This window comes from Nostoc sp. DSM 114160 (assembly GCF_053470305.1).
Genome location: NZ_JBPFGO010000003.1, coordinates 127,664 through 148,147, shown reverse-complemented (window position 1 = coordinate 148,147; position 20,484 = coordinate 127,664). Strand labels below are relative to the sequence as shown.

The 20,484-nt window shown below is 43.1% G+C and carries 15 protein-coding genes; 2 read left to right on the top strand and 13 right to left on the bottom strand.

The window, feature by feature from the left end; all coding sequences use genetic code 11:
- Positions 1 to 492 precede the first annotated feature (492 nt).
- Entirely contained in the window at positions 493 to 1,563 is a 1,071-nt protein-coding gene (locus NSTCB13_RS25765) for a DUF2278 family protein (protein WP_445627460.1), read from the top strand.
- A 611-nt stretch (positions 1,564 to 2,174) separates the two neighbouring features.
- On the opposite strand, the gene NSTCB13_RS25760 is transcribed toward NSTCB13_RS25765, so the two are convergent.
- The 6 genes from NSTCB13_RS25760 to NSTCB13_RS25735 form a co-directional block, all read right to left on the bottom strand.
- A complete protein-coding gene (locus NSTCB13_RS25760) occupies positions 2,175 to 5,483 on the bottom strand; it encodes a type 2 lanthipeptide synthetase LanM family protein (RefSeq protein ID WP_448274279.1) in 3,309 nt (1,102 codons plus the stop codon).
- Between the two features lie 415 nt (positions 5,484 to 5,898).
- On the bottom strand, positions 5,899 to 6,189 hold the full coding sequence (locus tag NSTCB13_RS25755) for a Nif11-like leader peptide family natural product precursor (protein WP_448265739.1): 291 nt from the start codon (positions 6,187 to 6,189) through the stop codon (positions 5,899 to 5,901).
- 234 nt (positions 6,190 to 6,423) lie between these two features.
- Complete coding sequence (locus NSTCB13_RS25750; protein WP_445627463.1) at positions 6,424 to 6,714, bottom strand: Nif11-like leader peptide family RiPP precursor; 291 nt, start codon at positions 6,712 to 6,714, stop codon at positions 6,424 to 6,426.
- A 460-nt stretch (positions 6,715 to 7,174) separates the two neighbouring features.
- Entirely contained in the window at positions 7,175 to 7,489 is a 315-nt protein-coding gene (locus tag NSTCB13_RS25745) for a hypothetical protein (protein WP_448274278.1), read from the bottom strand.
- On the bottom strand, positions 7,476 to 8,966 hold the full coding sequence (locus NSTCB13_RS25740) for a mechanosensitive ion channel family protein (RefSeq protein ID WP_448274277.1): 1,491 nt from the start codon (positions 8,964 to 8,966) through the stop codon (positions 7,476 to 7,478). Before NSTCB13_RS25740 ends, NSTCB13_RS25745 begins: the two co-directional genes overlap by 14 nt.
- Before the next feature lie 417 nt (positions 8,967 to 9,383).
- Entirely contained in the window at positions 9,384 to 10,001 is a 618-nt protein-coding gene (locus NSTCB13_RS25735) for a hypothetical protein (RefSeq protein WP_448274276.1), read from the bottom strand.
- Positions 10,002 to 10,157: 156 nt separating this feature from the next.
- Here NSTCB13_RS25735 and NSTCB13_RS25730 point away from each other — a divergent pair, with 156 nt between their 5' ends.
- Positions 10,158 to 10,910, top strand: a complete 753-nt coding sequence (locus NSTCB13_RS25730) for a TspO/MBR family protein (RefSeq protein WP_448274275.1) — start codon at positions 10,158 to 10,160, stop codon at positions 10,908 to 10,910.
- A 509-nt stretch (positions 10,911 to 11,419) separates the two neighbouring features.
- Here NSTCB13_RS25730 and NSTCB13_RS25725 read toward each other — a convergent pair.
- The 7 genes from NSTCB13_RS25725 to NSTCB13_RS25695 form a co-directional block, all read right to left on the bottom strand.
- On the bottom strand, positions 11,420 to 12,397 hold the full coding sequence (locus tag NSTCB13_RS25725) for an aromatic ring-hydroxylating dioxygenase subunit alpha (RefSeq protein WP_448274274.1): 978 nt from the start codon (positions 12,395 to 12,397) through the stop codon (positions 11,420 to 11,422).
- Positions 12,369 to 12,611 (bottom strand): hypothetical protein, encoded by a 243-nt coding sequence (locus tag NSTCB13_RS25720; RefSeq protein WP_448274273.1) that lies wholly within the window; start codon positions 12,609 to 12,611, stop codon positions 12,369 to 12,371. The genes NSTCB13_RS25725 and NSTCB13_RS25720 overlap by 29 nt, the downstream gene beginning before the upstream one ends.
- A gap of 277 nt (positions 12,612 to 12,888) precedes the next feature.
- Entirely contained in the window at positions 12,889 to 14,244 is a 1,356-nt protein-coding gene (gene rppB, locus NSTCB13_RS25715; protein ID WP_448274272.1) for a two-component system sensor histidine kinase RppB, read from the bottom strand.
- A gap of 549 nt (positions 14,245 to 14,793) precedes the next feature.
- Positions 14,794 to 15,534 (bottom strand): two-component system response regulator RppA, encoded by a 741-nt coding sequence (gene rppA / locus NSTCB13_RS25710; RefSeq protein WP_448274271.1) that lies wholly within the window; start codon positions 15,532 to 15,534, stop codon positions 14,794 to 14,796.
- A 308-nt stretch (positions 15,535 to 15,842) separates the two neighbouring features.
- Positions 15,843 to 19,478: a leucine-rich repeat domain-containing protein gene (locus NSTCB13_RS25705; RefSeq protein ID WP_448274270.1), complete on the bottom strand. Its 3,636-nt coding sequence runs from the start codon at positions 19,476 to 19,478 to the stop codon at positions 15,843 to 15,845.
- Positions 19,479 to 19,559: 81 nt separating this feature from the next.
- On the bottom strand, positions 19,560 to 19,757 hold the full coding sequence (locus NSTCB13_RS25700; RefSeq protein ID WP_448274269.1) for a hypothetical protein: 198 nt from the start codon (positions 19,755 to 19,757) through the stop codon (positions 19,560 to 19,562).
- Between the two features lie 243 nt (positions 19,758 to 20,000).
- Positions 20,001 to 20,207 carry a hypothetical protein gene (locus tag NSTCB13_RS25695; RefSeq protein WP_445627473.1) on the bottom strand — a complete coding sequence of 69 codons (207 nt, stop codon included), beginning with the start codon at positions 20,205 to 20,207 and terminating at the stop codon, positions 20,001 to 20,003.
- Positions 20,208 to 20,484: the final 277 nt, after the last annotated feature.

Sequence of the window (20,484 nt, the reverse complement as noted above, 5' to 3'; positions counted from 1 at the left end):
CCTGAGAGCGCTTAGAGCTTCAAGTCTTCTAGACTTCTAAGATTAAAGTGCGATCGGGGAGAACTAGGGGAGAATTAAGAGAGGCGATCGCTTATATTACTTCAACAAAGCACAAACATCACCAATACCTTGCTTCTCTACCAGAGGCTACGCCAACGCTCGTAATGAAGTAAAATCCTAGTACTTACGTAAGTCCTGATATTATTGGCAAGCCAGGTTTACAAAGTTTGCTCCGGACGCGACGTTGCATAATCCGGAAGACCATACGCTCAAAATCACGATATTCATGAAGCAGTTTACGGTAGTCTTCCCCCCTTTACCTCATAAATGTTCTGTCTTCGCTGTATAACCAGTAGTTGCACTGGAACAGAGGTTTACACTATTATTTATGATAAAAAGTGCAATGCTGTCCGGTGAACTCCAAGCCGTTATGTCATATGTACCACAGCTAAATTTGTTCGCTAAACTTTTCAGTGAAGAGGTCGTGTTCATATGTCATTAGAGTATGGTGTTCTAGCTGGCAAAGTTGATGTATTCAAGCGTGAAGATAACCAAGATACGCCACATCTCCAAATTCGGGTTATTGATCGCAATAATCAGGCATGGCGGGTTCCTGTTAACGTCTTATCTGGAGATCGATCACTTTTGATATTCCATCGTGTAGATCCGCTCCAGGGACACCCAATTTTAGCGAGTCTATCGGATCTTGAGCCTGGATTTATTTCCCTACCATCCAATTCTCGTTCTGTATCCCGCGCCTTAGATTTTTTCCGCTCTCCATTATTTGATTGGCCTACAGGTGTAGAAGTAATACCTTCTGGACCAGGTGAGAATGACGATTTACAAGATAGTCTGATTACTGATTTAAAAAGTCTCAAGTCACAAAATGGTGATATTTTTGTCTTCGGTGCTAAATTTCCTGAACAAGGTCAACCGTTTAATCCTAGACCGATCGATCAAGAATTTGGCACCAACCAAGGCATTCATGATGTCCACATGAATCAAGGTAATCCTCCTGGTCGTTTCGAGAGAGACAACGGTGTCTTCCAAGATGGTGGAATAATTTTAAAATTCTCCAATCGATATGTTGGTCTGTTTCTCCGTTTTCAGACCCAATGGTTGCCCACAGATGATCGTACTGGAAATCGTATACCCAACAACTCCAGACCTATTCCAGCCGGATCGAATATTCCCCCAAACCAAAATGAGAATGGCACACCCTCAAACGTATCAAACCCAGATATTTACGTTGAGCGGGCATTAGTAAACCCAATTGGCAGCGATCCAGGCAAAGAAGTGGTTGTCATCGGCAATGCTTCATCTTCAGATGTTGATTTAACCGGATGGAGTATTGTCGATCGCAATAATCTTGCAGAAACGCTTTCTGGTGTATTGGGATCGGGTGAATCACGACGCATCCTGCTATCTGGAAACACGGCTCAACTCGGTAACAAAGGCGGCACAATCCGCCTAAAGGATGCCTCTGGTCATCAAGTCCATGCCGTTAGCTACTCCAAAGAAGATGGCAGCACCGAAGGTCGCTATGTGAGATTTATCACGTAGTTTGAGTCCCTTAACTCCTTCAATCCAAATTGCCATGAGAGTAAAACTTACTAATCAAGGACTCACCGTTTAGGGCATTGCCGGAACCTATTAACTAATTGGGAAGCTGGAGTCCTTTCAGTGATGATTTGCCTTGTAGTCTTTTGTCTGTCTGCTATTAACTGGTTAGGAGCTAGACGTGAATTCAGTTACTCGTTAGATAGAGCAACAAGTTTTTTAATGGAGGAAGGGGTCAAATGAGCAGTCGCACGTACGCTTGCTCATTTACCCCCATAAGGTAAGAACATTTTGGGCAATAATTTACTCTAGACCAATTGCTCTCGTCACCAGTCTTTCCTCCAGTCCCATCATTTCAAGTCTAAATCCAACTGCCTCAGTCACACAAAAACCAACATAGCGTTAAAAATTTTGAGATGACTAGCTTTTGTAAAAAAGTTCGCCTAACGCCTTCAAAAGCTTAATTATCCCTTTGCTTAAGAAACTACTTAAAGTTTTTGTTTTAAGTCGTAGCCTTTATCAGCAGCCAACACCTTGAGAGGGCTAGTTCTGACCCTATTAGCGTAAACTAATAGGGTGTAGTCAAAAACGGTTTTTGGATACGAACAACAAGCTCAATCCCACAATAATATTGAAGGCAAATCATTGTTAGCCAGACGCAGCAATTGATAACCAATTCCAGATATACCGGGTAAAAAGCCAGGATTAAATACAGAATTGGGTAAGTTGGGGAACAGTTGATAAGCTCCAGTTCGCTTGGCTCTAGCCACAACATTTGTTGCATTCTGGTGAGCAATTTGATGCCAATCAGGACGGGAACAGATTTTTGCACCGACTAACAGCACTTCCGCTCGACCGAAGTTACCACAGCACAAGTGATCGATCGCCTGTAAGCCAAAATTTTGAGTAGTTTGGAGAGCAATTTCAATTTCTTGTTGAATTTCCGGCGTTTCCACGATTCTCAAACTGCCTAAGCGTCCCAAACCAATGCCGGCTGCACCATGACACCACTTATTTGCAAAGTCGGGTTGTCCTGGTTGTCCCATTCTGCGGAAGTCGGGCCAGTTGGCGGTGGACTGGCAAAAGACGCTACGCTCATACTCAATTCCTGCTAAACCTGCTGCTAAGTACTTGTCCTCTGAGGTGGCGGCATAAAGTCTGAGCAAGGCATAGGAGATGCCTGCGGCTCCATGAGAGAAGCCAGTTAAAGGCTTGTCCCAATAAGTATGCCAAGCTTTGGGCGCACCATTGTGGCTAACTTGACGGTTGATTAAATGTTGTCCACAGGCGATCGCTTTTTCTAAAACGGTTGCTTCTCCTGTGGCTTGATGCAGGGATAATAGCCCTAAAATTGCCCCTGCTGCTCCACTCATAATATCCAAGTGTTCGTCGGCAGCAATTAGTTCTGGTGTCATCAAATCGGCTAATACTTGAGCCTCTGATAACAGCGTTGCATCGTTGAGAAATTGACTAATTTTCACCAGGCTATAGATCATTGACCCTAAACCTGTTGCACCCCCAACGCCCATGAAACGAGCCATGCGTTCCCAAGTTTCGGGATCGATGGTGTGGATTTGGCGACGCAGAGATTGCACTGTCCTCAATGCTAAATCGCGGTAACGGGAATCTCCAGTTACTTGACTTAGTGCGGCTAAAAACAGGGCAACTCCAGAGCGTCCGTCAGAGAGACAATTATTCAATACTTGCAGTTGATATCGTTCAGCGCGAGGCACAAAGTCTAAACCAATCCAGTTAACGCTGCCATCAGGGTCAGAAATGGCTCTAGTTTCCAGTTGAGTGGCGATTTCTTTGGCTTGGGCAATCAATTGTTCCGAATTCAGCAACGGTAACGATTCGCTTTGCCATTGCCCACCTTGGCGGCTGTAGGTGGTTGCAATCTTAGCATCGAAGGAGCCTTGAATAATCGCTACTTGTCGAGCTAAGTCGGTTTCATCTAGAGATTGTAACTGGTTGAGCAGGTCTTGATAACTGGATTGCTTGAAGTAGTTGGGAATGGTTGATGAACCGTTTAAACTCAGTTCATCAACCACCGCGCTAGCCGTGAAGAAAGGAATATCCAATTGTTCCATTGCTCGGAGTTCTGCGCTCAAAACAGGGAAGGCGTTCGGTCTATTTTGAGCAACTAGAAAAGCACGACTGAGAACATCGAGTTGAATACTGTAATCTACGCCGTGTTTGAGGTAATCGGGTGCTAAAGCTTTTTGGAGGATGATGCCATAGATGCGGGTGTTGCGGAAGATAAAGCGCACCTGCTGATTTTGCATAGCAGATAGCAAACTTTGGCGTGAAATTAAGAAATCTTTGTGCGCCATCAAAAAGCGATACATCTGCTCAAACCCAGTGGTGATTTGCTGCTGATAATCGTTTGGAGATAGAACAACTTCACCCAAAAACGGCACATTTTTTCCCATCGGCAAGGTTACAGACTCAGAGGACAGATGCATATTATCTGTATTAATATTCTGCCAGCGCGGCACTTTCCGGCGAGATAGTCGGGGATCTGTGCTGCCTAGACCGCTAATATCATAAGCGACACTGCGATCGCCACTAAAGTCCCAACGCGGTAAAAGTCCGGTGCGGAGTACGGAATCCCAAAATTGTTGTGTGGCGGTTGTTTCTAAATCTTGGGTAAGCGGTGAGTCTTCAATGAGATTCGGTTCGTGGTGCAGCAACGTTTCCATATCAATCAGCACCAGATGTTCGCCATTGGCAATTAAGTTTTCGTAATGGCAATCTGTGGCTCTGAGGGCATAAAGCACACACAATAACATCCCAGAACGCTGATAGAATCGTTTCGCAGCTGCTTCATCCACACAAGGCAACTGTTCAACATGTTCTACCCAACCGTAGCCGTTGCGTTCCAGTACTTGAATTATTTTAAAATCTAAAAGATTGCTGTGTTGATTGCACCAATCCAAAAATTGGTTAAAGACAACTTCTAATCCTAAATCTTTGGGTTTATAAACAAGTTTAAGTCCAGACTCAAAGGTGAGCAAAATCACCGTTCGTCCGCGTTTGTGTGGATCGGAAATGGATGTTTGAATTTCAGCAACTTTGTTTTGAGAAAATGGGACAATTCTTTCATCAAAAGTTCGTTGAATATCTGTCCTATCTGCAACTAAACGTTCGAGAAATTCAGCAGTAAACTCAACCCAAAAATTGACTGCTGTTGCCACTAACCGACCGAGAACTGGATACTTCTGGAAGAAGGTCAGCATTCCATCTTCTAGGAGTTGATTGACGAACTTAATGTAGTGAGTATTATTATTTTCTGTTTCCAGCCCCAGCAAACCGAGCAAGTTTTGACCAAAGGGACGCACCTGAGAAAATTCAAAATCTAATGTCTTTATGCATAGTCCTGCTAATCGTTGCAATAGACCACGTTCTAAAGAACTGTAAGCGTCGTGGGAAAGAATCGATAAGGGAAGAGACTCGTGGGTGAATTGACTGCCGCACCGAGTTAGTAATTGCTGTCTGGCTACTAAGATAGCAGGCAAAAGGATATCTTCAAAGGCGATCGGATTTTGTGAATCGATTGGTAGAAATACTTCGGTTGCAGAATTGAATCCTGTAGCGGTTTGGATGATTTGCTGTAAGGTTTCTGCCCACTCAGGCAAAGGTCGATCGCCAAGCAACTCGATAGTTCCCAATTTGGAACTAACAGTATCGAGGTCTAGCCCTTCCCACTGTAAGCGTTTGTGCAATGTATCCAATTTACCTTCTGCTGCAACTTCGCACCAGCGATCTCTACGACGGTTAATTTCTTGTTCGTTGACTCGATCGCCATTAATTGCAAATCTGCTTTCATCAAGGCGTTCCCAGATAAAGCTAGCATTGGCTGCGATCGCCCTGAAATTGTCTGATATTTTCTGTTGAGATAAGCGAACAACTTGTTGAACCATAGCTAGATTTCTGATATTGGGAGTTAAAACAGAAGAATCAATGGGATAAGGCAGAAGGTAGGAGTCAGAATTATATTTTCTTAAAGTTACGTGAGTTCGATGAACCTCTCCCTCCCAACCTCCCTCTCCCACGGGGAAAGGGAGGAGCAACGAGAAATTACGGTTTTGGCTCCCCTCTCCGTGTCCAAGAGGGGTTGGGGGAGAGGTCAAAAAAGGTCTTGTCGAACTCACGTTAAAGTTGGTAAGAATTATGAATTAAATTTCCTCTTTACCTTCATAAAAAAGTAAAGAAGCAATTCAATACTTGTCAGATTTTGAGGAAAAGGAAAGGGAAAATAAAAAACCTTTACCCTTTAACCTTTACCCTTTCCCCCCTCTTGTAAAAAGCACAAATGCCAAGAGGTCTATACTTTTTTTAACAGCAACCACCGTGTCCACCACCGCAGGAATCGGTATGACATAGTTTGGGCGCACTTTCAGCCATCATCCCGCCGCTAACACTGAGTAATTCTTCTTCGCTCAATTCGTTGGAGTCCACAAAGGTCAACTCTGCCAGTATTTGAGCTATGCTTTCGGCTGTGAAAGTATAACCTTTTTCTGCACTGGCAATTAGCAACAGTTTGATGGCTTCTGTTTGAGTAACTGCTGCTTGCATATTCTCGCGTAGTTGGCTATTTTGGAGTAAGCTTTGAATTTGTGACAACATAATTGTATTTTCTCCGAGTTGGTGATAGTAATTGTTAATGGAATTCCCTCATTTTCTTGATTAAAAAAGTAAAGAGGGAACTGTTATGCAGTATCTCTTTGGGCATTGAACCTCAGTATTAGATATGGAAATTATCCAAATTAAAATATTGGAGATGTTGAATCTAAAAAACTCTTTTAGAGAAGCAACCTGACCTGTGGTGGTTACAATGCCAAAGAAAAACAGAAGCCGTTTTTAGCAGCAGCCTGCGTGTCCGCCACCACAGCTAGCTGTATGACATAGCTTGGCTGCACTATCAGCCATCATTCCACCACTAACACTAAGTAATTCTTCTTCACTCAGTTCGTTGGAATCCACAAAGGTTAATTCTGCCAGCATTTGAGAAATAGTTTCAACTGTGAAGTTATAACCTTTTTCTGCACTCGCGATCGCTATCACTCTGATAGCTTCTGCTTGGTTAGCTGCTGCTTTTACTTGCTGTTGTAATTGTGCGTTTTGCAGCAATTCTTTAATTTGGTGTAGCATAGGTTTGTTCTCCATTTTTATTGACTTATTTATACGGCAGAGATTGCGCGCTTGTTTGGGGCGGTGTTCTCTGCTTTTCTGATTTGAATTTAGAAAGAAATAGGGGAGAACTAGGGGAAATAGTTACGATTGCGAAAAAATTTTTCAGCACAGATTAATTCGGGAATGACATCGATATCCATCGAAATGCGCTGTGTATTTCTGCCTGACAATTGATTGTCCAGGTTTTACTGTAGATCCTCCCCTTTGGAGTCAACGCCCTTCGGGCAGGGAAAAGGTTAAAGGTTAAAGGGGAAAGGGAACACCATAACTTTAGTTATGGACTTGAAGTAAAAACGCTTCGCAAGGGTTTGGGGTAAAGGGAAAGGTGGGGTTCCAAGAAGGGGATAAGGGGCAGGGGGTACTGGGTTTGGGATTTAAAACCTTTCCCCTTTCCCCTTTCCCCTTTACCCCGCTTGCGTCACGAAAGCGAACTACTAGATCCATCCAAATTAGTGTTGTAACTGATCCGTTGCGGTCTGCCGATCTCGATATTGTTTGCTTCAAAGGCTAGCCGCACCCGTAAACGGAACTCTCGCCCAACGCGCCATTGTTCCATCGCTGCCGTTTTAATCCAGACGCGCACTAACATACCTGTGTGGGAGAGGTCATCAATGCCTAGCACTTCAGGCAATTCTGGTAGGCGATCGCGCCATTCTGGTTCGCTATACAATTGCTGGGATACTTGCCTGAGAATCTCTAAAACCTGCTTCGGGTCGTTTTCATAGGCCACCACAATCGAAAAGTCTACCCGCGACCCAAAGGCGGGTTAAGTTGTTGACATCAGTGATATTGCTATTAGGAATGGTAATTAGCTTACCTTCGCCATTGCGTAGTTGAGTCACGCGCAGGTTGAGATTTTCCACCAGGCCGCTTTTATTCCCAATCTCAATCACATCTCCCACAGCAAATTGATCCTCCAGCAAAATCAAGCAGCCATTGACCAAATCTTTCATCAAACTTTGGGAACCAAGGGAAATTGCAATACCGATTACAGCACCCCCTGCCAAAATTGAACTAGTGGGTACATTAAAAATGTCTAGAGTCCGCAAGATACCGAAGGTAATGAAAACAAAGGTGATTAATCCTTTTAGTGCCCCGGAAACTGTTGCAGCTCGCAGGGCAATCCGTTGCATTTCACTCAAGGGTAGAGAGGGATGGGTTGTCCAGACATCGGTGATGTAGTCAATTAAGCTTTTGCCAATACGAATGACAACACTGATGAAAAACCAAATAATCAGCAGCGCCAGGGGACGGGCTAAAGCGTCAGTCGACCATCTCATCAAGTAGGGGACGCGAGATATGATGACCACAATCCCGATGTACCATACGAGAATAAACGCCCAAAACAGGAGCAAGGTAAGAAAAGAATAGATCCCCAGTTGGCGCTTGAGAGTGAACTGTCGCTGGATGATTTCCAGAAATTGCGATCGCCCATCGGTGATGGTGTGTACTTCTGGTTCGCTGGTGTCGATTGCCTGAGAGCGTTTGACCGCAGACTGTTTTGCCTCAGCTATATGCTCTTGATAACGAGCTTGCAATACCGTCTGTTTGCGAATTAGAGTTCGCCGCAGGAACCAGAACACAACACTACCCAACACCAAGCCGATGCTGATTTGTAGTGCTTGCCCAACCCGTTGAGACAATACCTGAGGTGAGAAGAGTCGCTCGATGCGTTCCACTTCTGCTTGTAATATCTTTTGCCACTCCTGGGCCAATTCCTCCAGTGTTTTCCCATAGTAGTCTGCATCTGGCTCTGTCACTGTCACCAGCCTTAAAGAATGGGTCGTTTGATCGTCATTGAGCTGGAGGATTAGGCGATTATTCAGGGTGGCAACAGAAATTATGGGAGTTTGTTTGGCTTTGTTGGCTCTATCGAGCGCTCGCATCAGCCGTTGGGTAATTTCTTCAGCACGTACTTCCACAGGAAGACTTCCCTCTGGCGGTTCGTCGCGATTAAAAACAGTGGGAGAGACAACCTTAAACAAAAGGTTTTTGTCTAGTGGTGAATTCACGTCGGCAATTTCATATTCACCGAGACGGGTGACGCCTTTAGGGGGTTTGTGCGGATTGTTAGAAGCGGCGGTGGGTAACGAGGGCAGTTGACTGTGGGCGATCGCACCCCAGCCAAACACCATTGCGATCGTCACCACAATGATTAGCACAAACCGAATTGTTAGACGCTGCAAGCGATTAAACGAGAGTATAACCATAGAGAACTATTGCCCAACTGAATATTAGTTTCTCAGGAGGGGTTTGAATCCTATAAGTGAAAAAACCTCCTGCCTCCTGCCTCTCTCTGTGCAGGGGTTTTCGGACTTAACGGGAAAAGTCAGATTTAGCAACAACTCCAGACAATCTCAAGGATATCAGCGATCGCTTCGCTCTTTGTCAGGAGGAATAAAACATTGAACCAAACTCAGTCATAGAGGCACGACCCTAGTGGATGGAGAAACTCATGCTGGGTGAATATGGGTGGATATATTAAGCAAAATAAGCTACTAAGTAGGTAGACATAATTAAATATAAAATAAACTCCTAGTTTGTAGTGAGCGATTTATCGTTCAATGCAAGGATTATCAGGACTAAAGTCCTTACTACAAACTTTAAATTTATTTATGCCTGGATACTTAACTACAATAAGCCAGATTGCTTAATCCCGGAGTATTCGCTAAGTCAGTATTGACTATCCAACCATTACCAGATAATTCTCCAGGGAAACTTCTGGAAAGGTCGATTTCTACCCAAATATAATTCTCAGATTTGTATGACTTAACTATATTACCTGTAACCAAGTTCACAAACACAACTGTATTTGGCGAAAGTGTTGTAATAAAAGGTTCTCTTGTACTTGGTTGGCGACGTATAGTTTCCTGTCGTACAATTTGCCGACATACACTGCCAATAGTAGGTTTATTCCATAGATTTTGAGCGTTGTTATTCGGCTGACAAAATTTCAGTACAGCAGTTTGAATAAACCCTGAAGTCGGAGCTTTAATTCTGACAAATCTATCTCCACTAACTGGTATATATGCTAAAGTAATCTTTGTTTTTGGCGACAATATTCTGATAGCGTTGGATGATGTTGAAGGTTCTTTGAAAACTGGAGTACTTATTTTAGTTACACGACAACTTGACTGTGAAGAATTAAAGGGAGCCTGTGTGATTTGAGCAAATACAGGTACACTCAGAGCAAACGTAGCAATATTTACTAGAGTAAAAATATACAAGAACTTCTGAAATTCCACGTTTTTTCCTCAACATCACTTACGAAAAACTGTACATTAAATTCGGAACTTCTAAACTCTGATATTAAAAGAGCCTAACCAAATTATTTTTAACTATTAGAATATCATATAATGACTTATTACTACTAATTACCAACTATCTGCCATTTCTTAATTATGAATAAATCCAAGAATAGTAAAATATTTGAACAGTTTGTGAATACAGTGATGGGGGTAAAACCTGAGAATAAACCACAGTCTCTAAACACATCAATAGCTACTACACAAGAACTAGATATCAAGGCAGTTTTAGTTTATACACTAGGGACTATCCTACAAATATTAGTTATGATTTTGGTGTTGTTGGGAATGGAAAAATTAGTAATGCTCATCGATAATTCTTCTTTTCCCAGTTGGTTTAGCACTTTATTGACTGGATTATTTTTTGCTCTATTAAGTATCCGTTCTCGAATTTTTTCTCTTTTAGATAATACCCGTTCTCGTCAGACTTATGACCAGGTAATCAGACCAAGATGGTCTCCTCCACCTTTAGCATTCCCCATAGTTTGGATGATAATTGCTGTTTTGCGGGTAATTTCTTCTGTATTGATTTGGCAGCAAATGAATCACCAGTTTTTAGTGTTGCCTTTAATTTTGTTTGTGGTACATCTGGCTTTAGGGGATACTTGGAATACGATTTTTACTGTCGAACGGAGATTAGGTGCTGCTGTACCTGTAGTTATTTTAGGCCCTTGGTTATCTGCTGTAGTGGTGACGGCAATTTATTGGCAAACTAATCCTATAGCAGGAATGACTTTATCATTTTCTTGTGTGTGGTTAACTGTAGCTGCTGTCTTGGTATTTAGAATTTGGCAATTAAATGGCTCTGAGCCATTGTATCCTTTAAAACTAACAATTTTGGATCGATAAATATCTAAAATTAACCATGAGATGAAAGCTAGTACCGCTTTGCGTAATTCGTAATACTTCGGCTCCCAACTCTTGGAGAGGCTGCGCCCGAAGCGTAGCTATGCCGCAGGCTTTACGACTTCGCTACCTCGACTCCGCTCGGCACAAGTCAGGGCAAGACGCTCAGTACAAGTTCGTAATTCGTAATTACCATTTTGTAAGGGTTTTAGAGGATGTCTGAAAACTTTTTGGTGTTGTATTCGAGACTTGTAGATCCCCCTAAATCCCCCTTAAAAAGGGGGACTTTGATTCCAGTTCCCCCCTTTTGAAGGGGGGGGTAGGGGGGATCAAGCGAAATATTTAATACTTCTCAGACATCCTTTTAAACAGTTCAAACGGGTAGCTAATTTACGCCGAACTGTATTAGCAAAAATATTACTTGACTTTGGATTACCGCATTCAACATTCTCTAAAACAATTTTATCTAGATATTTTTTCTTAATCATAAATAATGACAAGCATCGCCAGTTCTAAATAGTGCCGAAAGTAACACCTTGTTGTTTGAGCCACTTTCGGTATGCTATAGAATAGCGATCGCTCGATAAATGCACTTCTGCTTGCAAATCTAAAGGTAAGCGTCGGGGTTGCTGGGACTCGACAATGGCAATATCTTGACTAGCAACTTGATTTTGAATATCTAGATACACTTCCACTTTTAATTCGCGATCGCTGTTTACCATTAACCAATATTGCGCTACGCACTCATCTTCATCGACTGGCGTAATTGTATAGAAGATATTTAAACGCCGATCTCCAGGCCCAAGTTTAAAGTATGCCACGAGCGGACGGAAAATGCGGTAATCGTAAGTGTTAAAAATCAGTGGTGCTGACAGAGGATTACCGGAATTAAAATCTAGTTCCCACAAACCACATTTGAAACTAATCCCATCTGGAAGAGACTCTAATTCATAGTGCGTCAACTCAGGATGACTGGCGTGGGCAAATAATCCCGAATGCAAAATTGGGAAGTGTGCCGGATCGATGAAATTTTCCAGTACCCGCAAAGGGCTAGAGTGATAGTAGTAAGGGCCACAGAAAATCTTTTGATAGACCGGATCGTACCACTCAGAAAACAAAGCTATATCTTGTTTTGGTGTCCCTAAACAAACCCAGAGCAGATCGTAACGCTCTTGAATTTGGTAAGTTTTAACACAAGCTTGAGCGGGGGGCGATTGTTCGGGATTAGCGGGAACTAGTACACATTTTCCCTCGCTATTAAAGGCTAAACCGTGGTAAGGACAAACAAGAGTTTCTTTATTAACATATCCTAGAGAAAGACGAGCACCACGATGAGGGCAAAGGTCTTGCCAAGCTAAAACTTTGTCCCCATTATGCCAAAGCACTATATTTGAGCCTAATAAGCGCTTGTGCAGAACTGTTCCAGGTTGGAGGTCTTGCGATCGCGCTATTACATGCCAATCATTCAGCAAAATCTGGTCTTGCACCATGAGTATCGACACCGATTAGACAATTTTGGATTTGAGATTTTGGACTTCGACTTCGCTCAGTCGAACGATTTTGGATTGACTCCATAGATAAATCTAGGGACTTGGGAATTTTAGTGAATCTAGATAAGCGTGTTGGGTTTCGTTCCTCAAACGCCACGTGCTTCAAGTCGGGGAACCCGCCCAACGCAGTGGCTCCCCAACCTACAAATATCATAAGTGTTTAACCGAACATGATATAAGTCCTAAAAGAACGTGAGTTCGACGAGTGCTATTTTGACCTCTCCCCCAGCCCCTCTCCTACCAGGAGAGGGGAGCAAAAACCCTCCTTACTCGTTACTCCTCCCTCGCCTTTTAGGAGAGGGAGGCCGGGAGGGAGAGGTCTGTCGAACTCACGTTAAAAGATATGCCAACCGAGAATTAGCTCGGAAAAACTTAGGCGATCGCACCTTGCCGATCGCAGATTTGCAAATAACAACATTTATTTTTATAAATCACGGTGAAAGAGGAAGTCGAACGGTAAATGTACTACCTAGCCCAGGTTGACTTTGAACGTGAATATTACCTTTGTGTGCTTGGGCGATCGCGATCGCAATGGCTAATCCCAATCCCGAACCGCCAGAGGTGCGAGAGCGTAGGCGCAGCCCGCCGTAAGCATCGCGATCTACTCGGTAGAAGCGATCGAAAATTCGCTGTTGATGTTCTGGGGCAATACCAATTCCTGTATCTTGAACTTTAATTATGGCGTAAAGCTCGTTTTTTTCCCAAAAAACCGTGACTTTTCCACCGCTAGATGTCGCTTGAATTGCATTGACAATTAAGTTAGAAATTAAACGATAAAGCTGATCTTCATTTCCCATCACATACAATTTTTCTGAGACTTGCACCTGCTTAGAGAGATTGACCTGAGTCTCTACCGCCAAAAATGCTAATTCCTCAATTAAATCGCTAATGATATCATTCAAACAGCAAGGCTGATATTCTCCTGTTAGTTGTTTCTGGTCTATCTTCGTTAATAACAGCAAATCTCCAACTAATTGTGATAAGCGCCGATTTTGACGTTTGAGTACATCTAAAATTCCATCATTGGCTTTTGGTTCTTGCTGTAACTTGATAGCAGCTTCAATAGTAGAGTACATTGCTGCTAAAGGTGTGCGAAACTCATGGGCAGCATCAGCAGTAAATTGTTGCATTTGTTGGTAAGAAAGATATACAGGTTGCATTGCCCTTCCTGCCAACCACCAACTAGACAAACCAACGAAAATCATGGAAATTGGCAATCCCAATACCAAAGTTAATCTTAAATAAGTAAGATGTTGGTCTAAATCAGTGATGCTACGCGCTACTTGTAGATAACCCGAAACCTGATTTTGAGTATACAAAGGTAAAGTGATTTCGCGGTATCGAGTGCCAGATGAATCTGTTAATATCTGCCAATTATGTAATGTTGAGGCAATCGGTAACTTGTCAAATTCCATGCCGCCACTGGCAAAAAGTTTTCCTGAGCGATCCAATAAACGGATATAGTAATTAACTGGATTTGCTGCTTCTGCGATTGATTTGTTAATGGATGTTTTTTTAGGCAAACAATTAGTCTGAGCCACACATAATTCTAAATAAAATTCTTTATTCAGGCGTTGTAATTGTCCGGGTTGTCGCCAAGCTGGTTCAATACTTTTATGAAGTGCATTTGCGACTGATTGCAATCCCTGGTCTATGGTTTCATAGTAGGTATGGGCAACCACACTATAAACTCCCAAACTAGATAGCCCTAAAATACCGCCCATGACAAGAGTATACCAAGCCGCAAGCCGCAACCGAGTTTGGTGGAAAATGGGATTGCTTTCCATATTTTTAAACCCTTGCTGAAAGTATTGCTGTCAAGTTAGCAAAAATCAGCAGCATGAATAGATCCGCCGATATATTGGCTACGGTATACACACAAATCCTGGATTTACCCCCCTTAGTCCCCCCTTGTAAAGCTACGGTGTACACACAAGTCCTAAAAACCTACCTTGATAAGACTTTCCTCGTTCCCAGTCTCCGACTGGGAATGCATTCATTGAGTCTCTGACTCAATGTCAGATTGGAGGCAGAGCCTCAACGCGGGGCATTCCCATGCTCTGCATGGGAACGAGACAAAACGAACGAGACAAAACGAGACAAACGAGCTGCGTAGGTTGGGTTGAGGAACGAAACCCAACATTTCCGGGGCTTTGTTGGGTTGCGCTTTGCTTAACCCAACCTACAAATTTTCTTAACTTATAAAGGGGGGAAATAAGAAATCTTGTTCCTTTATAAGGGGAGCCACTGCGGTCTTGGGGTTTCCCCAAGTGGAGGAGGCAGTGCGGTCTTGGGGTCTCCCCAAGTGGAGCAACTGCCGTCAAGTGGCGTGAGGGTTAGGGTAGGGTAAAACCCTCAAGAGGTCTAATGTTTAGGCGATAGCCTACACCATAAATAGTTTCAATTAAAGATTCGCTGTCTTCTTCTCCTAATTTGCGTCTCAATAAGCGAATTTGTGCTGCTACTACATTGCTAACTGGTTCTGCACCAATTTCCCAAAGTTGATTGATAATTTGGTCGCGGCTGATAATTTGGTTAGGATGCCTGATAAAATATTCCAATAATTGAAATTCTTTGGTGGTTAGTGAAAATACTTGCTTTTCACCATGAGCATACTCACGAATAAGTTGATGAGTGCTGTAATTGAGCGTCAGACAACCTACTTGTAAGCGTCGGGGTTGGACTTGAGGTGTCAGCGTTGCTCCGACATAAGAGGCTCGCCGTTGTAATGCTCGCAATCTTGCCAACAGTTCTGCCATATCAAACGGTTTAACTAAATAATCATCCGCACCGCTATCTAGACCAATTATCTTTTCTTCCATCCGGTCTTTAGCTGTTAGCATTAATATCGGTAGAGTTAATTGGCGATCGCGCAACCATTTACACAACTCTATCCCCGATACTCCAGGCAGCATCCAATCAAAAATCGCCAGTGTATATTCAGTCCAGCCAGTTTCTAGATATTGCCATGCCTGATTACCATCTAGAAACCAGTCAACTATATATGCCTCATGGCTCAGAACTTGTTTGATTGCTGCACCTAAATCTGCTTCATCTTCAACTAATATAAGCCTCATTGTCAACCCATTGCTAAGAGGTTGTTTGAAAAATAGTTGGCTGTAATTTTAATTACATTATTACCCCCCTTAATCCCCCCTTGTAAAGGGGGGAAACAAGAAAAATCTGGTTCCCTTATCTCAAATATCCGCCGAGTTGACAGCTTATGCCCTTGCAAAGGGGGGAAACAAGAAAAATCTGGTTCCCTCCCCTTTACAAGGGGAGGGTTAGGGTGGGGTAAAGGATGTACTTCATTTAGATGCAAAATGCTGTATGCCATCATTATTAATTTGGAATAGGTTTTAATCGCCCCTGGAGTGAGAAAAGTCTATTTACCAGAGGGAAGCTTTAGTTCGATATTTAATTTGTTTCCTATTTCCATAACATTGTTTGCAAAGTCTGTCATACCTGCGATCGCGCCAGCAGCTACACTAGCAGCAGTTAGTAAAGCTACTAAACGCTTTTTGAGTTTGGGTACATTGCGTTCTTTTTCTGGCTTTTGAATTTCTGCTTCTACATCATCAATATCAATGATAATGTCTTCGCGGGTAATGTCTTTGCTGATTACTTCCGGGAATTGGGCGGCAGTTTGGCGCAGGTTGCCGATTAGTTGCAGAATTTCGCTGATGTTTGCGCCGCTTGTTTGGTTGAAGTTAGAGGCTTGCTGTCTGGCGTTGTCTTTGACTTGGTTGGCAACGTTGCCGATGTTTGCGCCTTGAAAGTTGTTTGTGAATTGAGGATTTTCTGACACAGCATTTGCCTCGGCTTTATTATTATTATTAATTTTAATTTTTCTGCTGACAGCTAGTTTAGCAATATCTCGCATATCTTCGTATGCAGTCCTATCATCTAAATCATTATCTCTTTTTTGTGATTTGCGACGCGATTCTAATGATTCATAGCCATCTAAAAGTTGACGCAAATCGAGTTTTAATCTTAGTTTGCCAATGGTGATTGTGCTTTCACCCATTGATTCTTGTCCCAAAAGTTCTTGGTAGTCGAGGGGTGGATGTTTGGGATGGTTGGGGACGGGAACCCATTCGGTGATTTCGAGATTGGGAAGACTTTTGTGGATTTTTTGAAAGATATCGCGGAGAATGCCGAGAAATAAGCGGCGGGTTTCTTTACGTCCGCTAATGGTGATGAAGATTTTTTTGTCTTCGGGATCGGCTTTGATGCGAGCGATGTTGTAGATTTCGTTGTTTTCTTGATATTGCAGCATTACGCCACTGCGCCAATAGATTTGGTTATGAATTTTTTCGTGGCTGATGACGATGAACCGGGAAATGATGCTTTCGGGGAGAACTTTGTAATGGTATTGAAATTCCAGGGTTTCGCCGTGGAGTTCTGTTTTGTCTGGTTGGTCTTTAGGCAGAAGTCCCGGAATCAGGAATTGTGGTGGTTTACAATCTAGTGCAAAGCAAAGCTCAAATTCTTTCATCAGCCCGATCAGATAGCCGTGACGCTCGGTGGGATATCGCTCTGGATTGAGGATGCGGATGAGATCGGCGGGGGTGAAAATGCCTTTGGTTTGAGTTTTGAGGTTTTCATCGCTCAGGAGCGTGTAAATACCTTCTGTCACCCAGTTGGGTTTAAGGACGTTGGTATCTTTGAGGATGGGATGATCGCGGAAGTTGAGAACTAAGCCGAGTCGGTGCAGCAAGTCGATTAGTTGCTCTTGGTTTTGTTCTTCGGGAATCTCTTTTTGGTGGCAGATGCCGATATAGCGGTTGTAGGTGATGAAGTCTTCAGTCATGGATTCGAGTTTTTGTTTAACCTCAAACCATGTCAGGGGTAAAAGGTCGTAGACTTCTTTGAGGTTGGCGACTTGCTGCAAAATGGCGGTGCGGAGTTCATCAATGCCGCTATTATCCTGGCAGGAAGTTTCGATAATCGCTTGGATGTTAGGATATTTTTCGCGTAATGCTTTACGGTTGATGTCGAGGGGTTGTTCGTCCTTTTTGTTGCCAACGATAATCACGGGGGACTGTCCGCCGAAGCTTTCGATTAGTTTCAGCCAATATTCGATGCGATTTTCTTCTTCGCTGGTGCGACAATTACAAACGAGGAGATAGAGGCTACGCTTAGTCAGAAAAAACTGATGGGTGGCATGATAAATTTCCTGTCCGCCAAAGTCCCAAACATTGAGGCGGATATCTTTGCTATTAACCTGCACGTTCCAAGTTTCTACATTGAGTCCGTCGGTTTGGGATTGATTTTTGTCATATTTATTGCGGATTAGTTGCTCGATAAGGGATGTTTTACCGACGCTGCCTTGTCCGATGAGCAAGAGTTTGGCTTCGTTGAGTGGACGCACTTCACCGCTTCGGAGTAATCGCAAGTAATTGAAAATGTCTTCAACTGAACCAATATTATGAGAAAATCCTAAAATCTCTGGTATAAAAATACGATGATCAGAAGATCCTAAAATCTCTGGTGAAATAGGAAGCGGATTTCTCCGTAAATCTAGTTTTTTCAATTTCGGCAAACTTTCGATCGCCTCTGGAATCTGGGTTATTTGGTTGCCACTGAGGTAAAGGTGCATCAGATTGGTTAAATTAGCGATCGCCTCTGGAATCTGGGTTATTTGGTTGTCACTGAGGTAAAGGTGCGTCAGATTGGTTAATTTAGCGATCGCCTCTGGAATCTGGGTTATTTGGTTGGAATAGAGGACAAGCTCTCTCAGATTGGTTAAATTAGCAATCTCCTCTGGAATCTGTGTTATTTGGTTGGAATGGAGGTAAAGCTGCGTCAGATTGGTTAAATTAGTGAGCGCCTCTGGAATCTCGGTAATTTGGTTGTCAATGAGGTAAAGCTCCCTCAGATTGGTTAAATTAGCAATCTCCTCTGGAATCTGGGTTATTTGGTTGCTACCGAGGACAAGCTCCCTCAGATTGGTTAAATTAGCGATCGCCTCTGGAATCTCGGTAATTTTGTTGTCACGGAGGTGAAGCTGCGTCAGATTGGTTAATTTAGCAAGCGCCTCTGGAATCTGGGTTATTTGGTTGTAACTGAGGTCAAGCTGCGTCAGATTGGTTAATTTAGCAAGCGCCTCTGGAATCTGGGTTATTTGGTTGTAACTGAGGTGAAGCTGCGTCAGATTGGTTAAATTAGCAAGCGCCTCTGGAATCTGGGTGATTTGGTTGCGATCAAGGTGAAGCTGCGTCAGATTGGTTAAATTAGCAAGCGCCTCTGGAATCTGGGTGATTTGGTTGCGATCAAGGTGAAGCTGCGTCAGATTGGTTAAATTAGCAAGCGCCTCTGGAATCTCGGTTATTTGGTTGTCACGGAGGTGAAGCTGCGTCAGATTGGTTAAATTAGCGATCGCCTCTGGAATCTCGGTTATTTGGTTGTCACTGAGGTAAAGGTGCGTCAGATTGGTTAATTTAGCGATCGCCTCTGGAATCTCGGTTATTTGGTTGTCACTGAGGTAAAGGTGCGTCAGATTGGTTAATTTAGCGATCGCCTCTGGAATCTCGGTTATTTGGTTGTCACTGAGGTAAAGGTGCGTCAGATTGGTTAATTTAGCGATCGCCTCTGGAATCTCGGTTATTTGGTTGTCACTGAGGTAAAGGTGCGTCAGATTGGTTAATTTAGCGATCGCATCAGGTATTTCAGTTAGCTCTACTCGAATTAAGATAAGTTCCTCTAAATGTATTATTTGCGTTACCACATCGGGAATGCTCTCTAAAGGATTGCCACTAATATCCAACTTATGCAAATTAGGCAAACTCAATAGTTCGAGTGGAAGCGTTTTTAAATTATTGCCTGAAACCCTTTTGAGATAGCGGTTTCCTACGTATTCATAACCTTCAACCTGCTTTCCCAAAATCAAAGACTCAAGCTGCTGCAACTTACCAATTTCTACAGGTAAATGAGTCAACTCCTGCCCCGACAAGTCTAACTCTTGCCAACCCTCAGCCACAGCGCGATCTATCAGTACCAACAACTCATCCTGCGTCATAATTCCAAGGAAAAGGGTGAGGAAAGAAGATTGATAAAGATTATCTTAACTGATTAGGGAAAAATGCTACATTATCACTTGTTAGCGATCGCGCTGACTATCAGTTTGAATTGCTTTCTGTAAATCAGCCGCTTCATCATCACTCAAAATACCCACAAATTTTGCTAGAGGATGATGACTACGCGTTGTCTGAACCCGATGCAAAAAATCTAACATTACTTTGACTAACTCATCTGGAAGCTCTGCAATTTCTTGGATAAGCTGCTCGCGGCTAGTCATACATTTGCCCTCTTTAGCAAAGTTTATCGTCAATATTATAACGAATAGAGATGTGGCGATCGCACATCTCTAAATTTGGTTTCTAGCTATCTCTGTGATTATACCTGCAATCAATTATTTGGCATTGTTTACAAAATCGAGCGATCGCTAAGTCAGAAAAACTTCATCCACCAAAGATTTGCGGTGCGTTAGGCTGGCGTGACAAAGCTAAATTGTGGCAATCATGGCGATGCCTACGGTGGGTCACTGAGCGCAGCCGAAGTGTTGGCTACGCTTACGCATTTGTTGATTTGGAGTTCGCAATTGTTGATTTGGAGTTCGCAATTGCTGATTTGGCGATCGCAATTGTTGATTTGGAGTTCGCAATTGCTGATTTGGAGTTCGCAATTGTTGATTTGGCGATCGCAATTGTTGATTTGGAGTTCGCAATTGCTGATTTGGCGTACGCAATTGCTGATTTGGCGTACGCAATTGTTGATTTGGCGTACGCAATTGCTGATTTGGAGTTCGCAATTGTTATTTTTGAGTCAAGCAAACGCTCCCCTTACCAAGGGTACGGTGTATATACAAGTCTGAAATAGCCGATCGACGAGGGTTTTACCCCACCCTAACCCTCCCCTTTACAAGGGGAGGGAACTGGATTTTCCGGTTTTCCCCCTTTACAAGGGGGGACTAAGGGGGGTAAAAGGTTACGGTGTTATATACAAGTCTGAAATAGCCGATCGAC

What these genes read in the sequence shown, in the direction of transcription:
- NSTCB13_RS25765 (WP_445627460.1), top strand. Translation starts at nt 493, where the DNA reads ATGTCATTAGAGTATGGTGTTCTAGCTGGCAAAGTTGATGTATTCAAG.
- NSTCB13_RS25760 (WP_448274279.1), bottom strand. Translation starts at nt 5,483, where the DNA reads ATGGTTCAACAAGTTGTTCGCTTATCTCAACAGAAAATATCAGACAAT.
- NSTCB13_RS25755 (WP_448265739.1), bottom strand. Translation starts at nt 6,189, where the DNA reads ATGTTGTCACAAATTCAAAGCTTACTCCAAAATAGCCAACTACGCGAG.
- NSTCB13_RS25750 (WP_445627463.1), bottom strand. Translation starts at nt 6,714, where the DNA reads ATGCTACACCAAATTAAAGAATTGCTGCAAAACGCACAATTACAACAG.
- NSTCB13_RS25740 (WP_448274277.1), bottom strand. Translation starts at nt 8,966, where the DNA reads ATGGTTATACTCTCGTTTAATCGCTTGCAGCGTCTAACAATTCGGTTT.
- NSTCB13_RS25730 (WP_448274275.1), top strand. Translation starts at nt 10,158, where the DNA reads ATGAATAAATCCAAGAATAGTAAAATATTTGAACAGTTTGTGAATACA.
- NSTCB13_RS25725 (WP_448274274.1), bottom strand. Translation starts at nt 12,397, where the DNA reads ATGGTGCAAGACCAGATTTTGCTGAATGATTGGCATGTAATAGCGCGA.
- NSTCB13_RS25720 (WP_448274273.1), bottom strand. Translation starts at nt 12,611, where the DNA reads ATGATATTTGTAGGTTGGGGAGCCACTGCGTTGGGCGGGTTCCCCGAC.
- rppB (WP_448274272.1), bottom strand. Translation starts at nt 14,244, where the DNA reads ATGGAAAGCAATCCCATTTTCCACCAAACTCGGTTGCGGCTTGCGGCT.
- rppA (WP_448274271.1), bottom strand. Translation starts at nt 15,534, where the DNA reads ATGAGGCTTATATTAGTTGAAGATGAAGCAGATTTAGGTGCAGCAATC.
- NSTCB13_RS25705 (WP_448274270.1), bottom strand. Translation starts at nt 19,478, where the DNA reads ATGACGCAGGATGAGTTGTTGGTACTGATAGATCGCGCTGTGGCTGAG.
- NSTCB13_RS25700 (WP_448274269.1), bottom strand. Translation starts at nt 19,757, where the DNA reads ATGACTAGCCGCGAGCAGCTTATCCAAGAAATTGCAGAGCTTCCAGAT.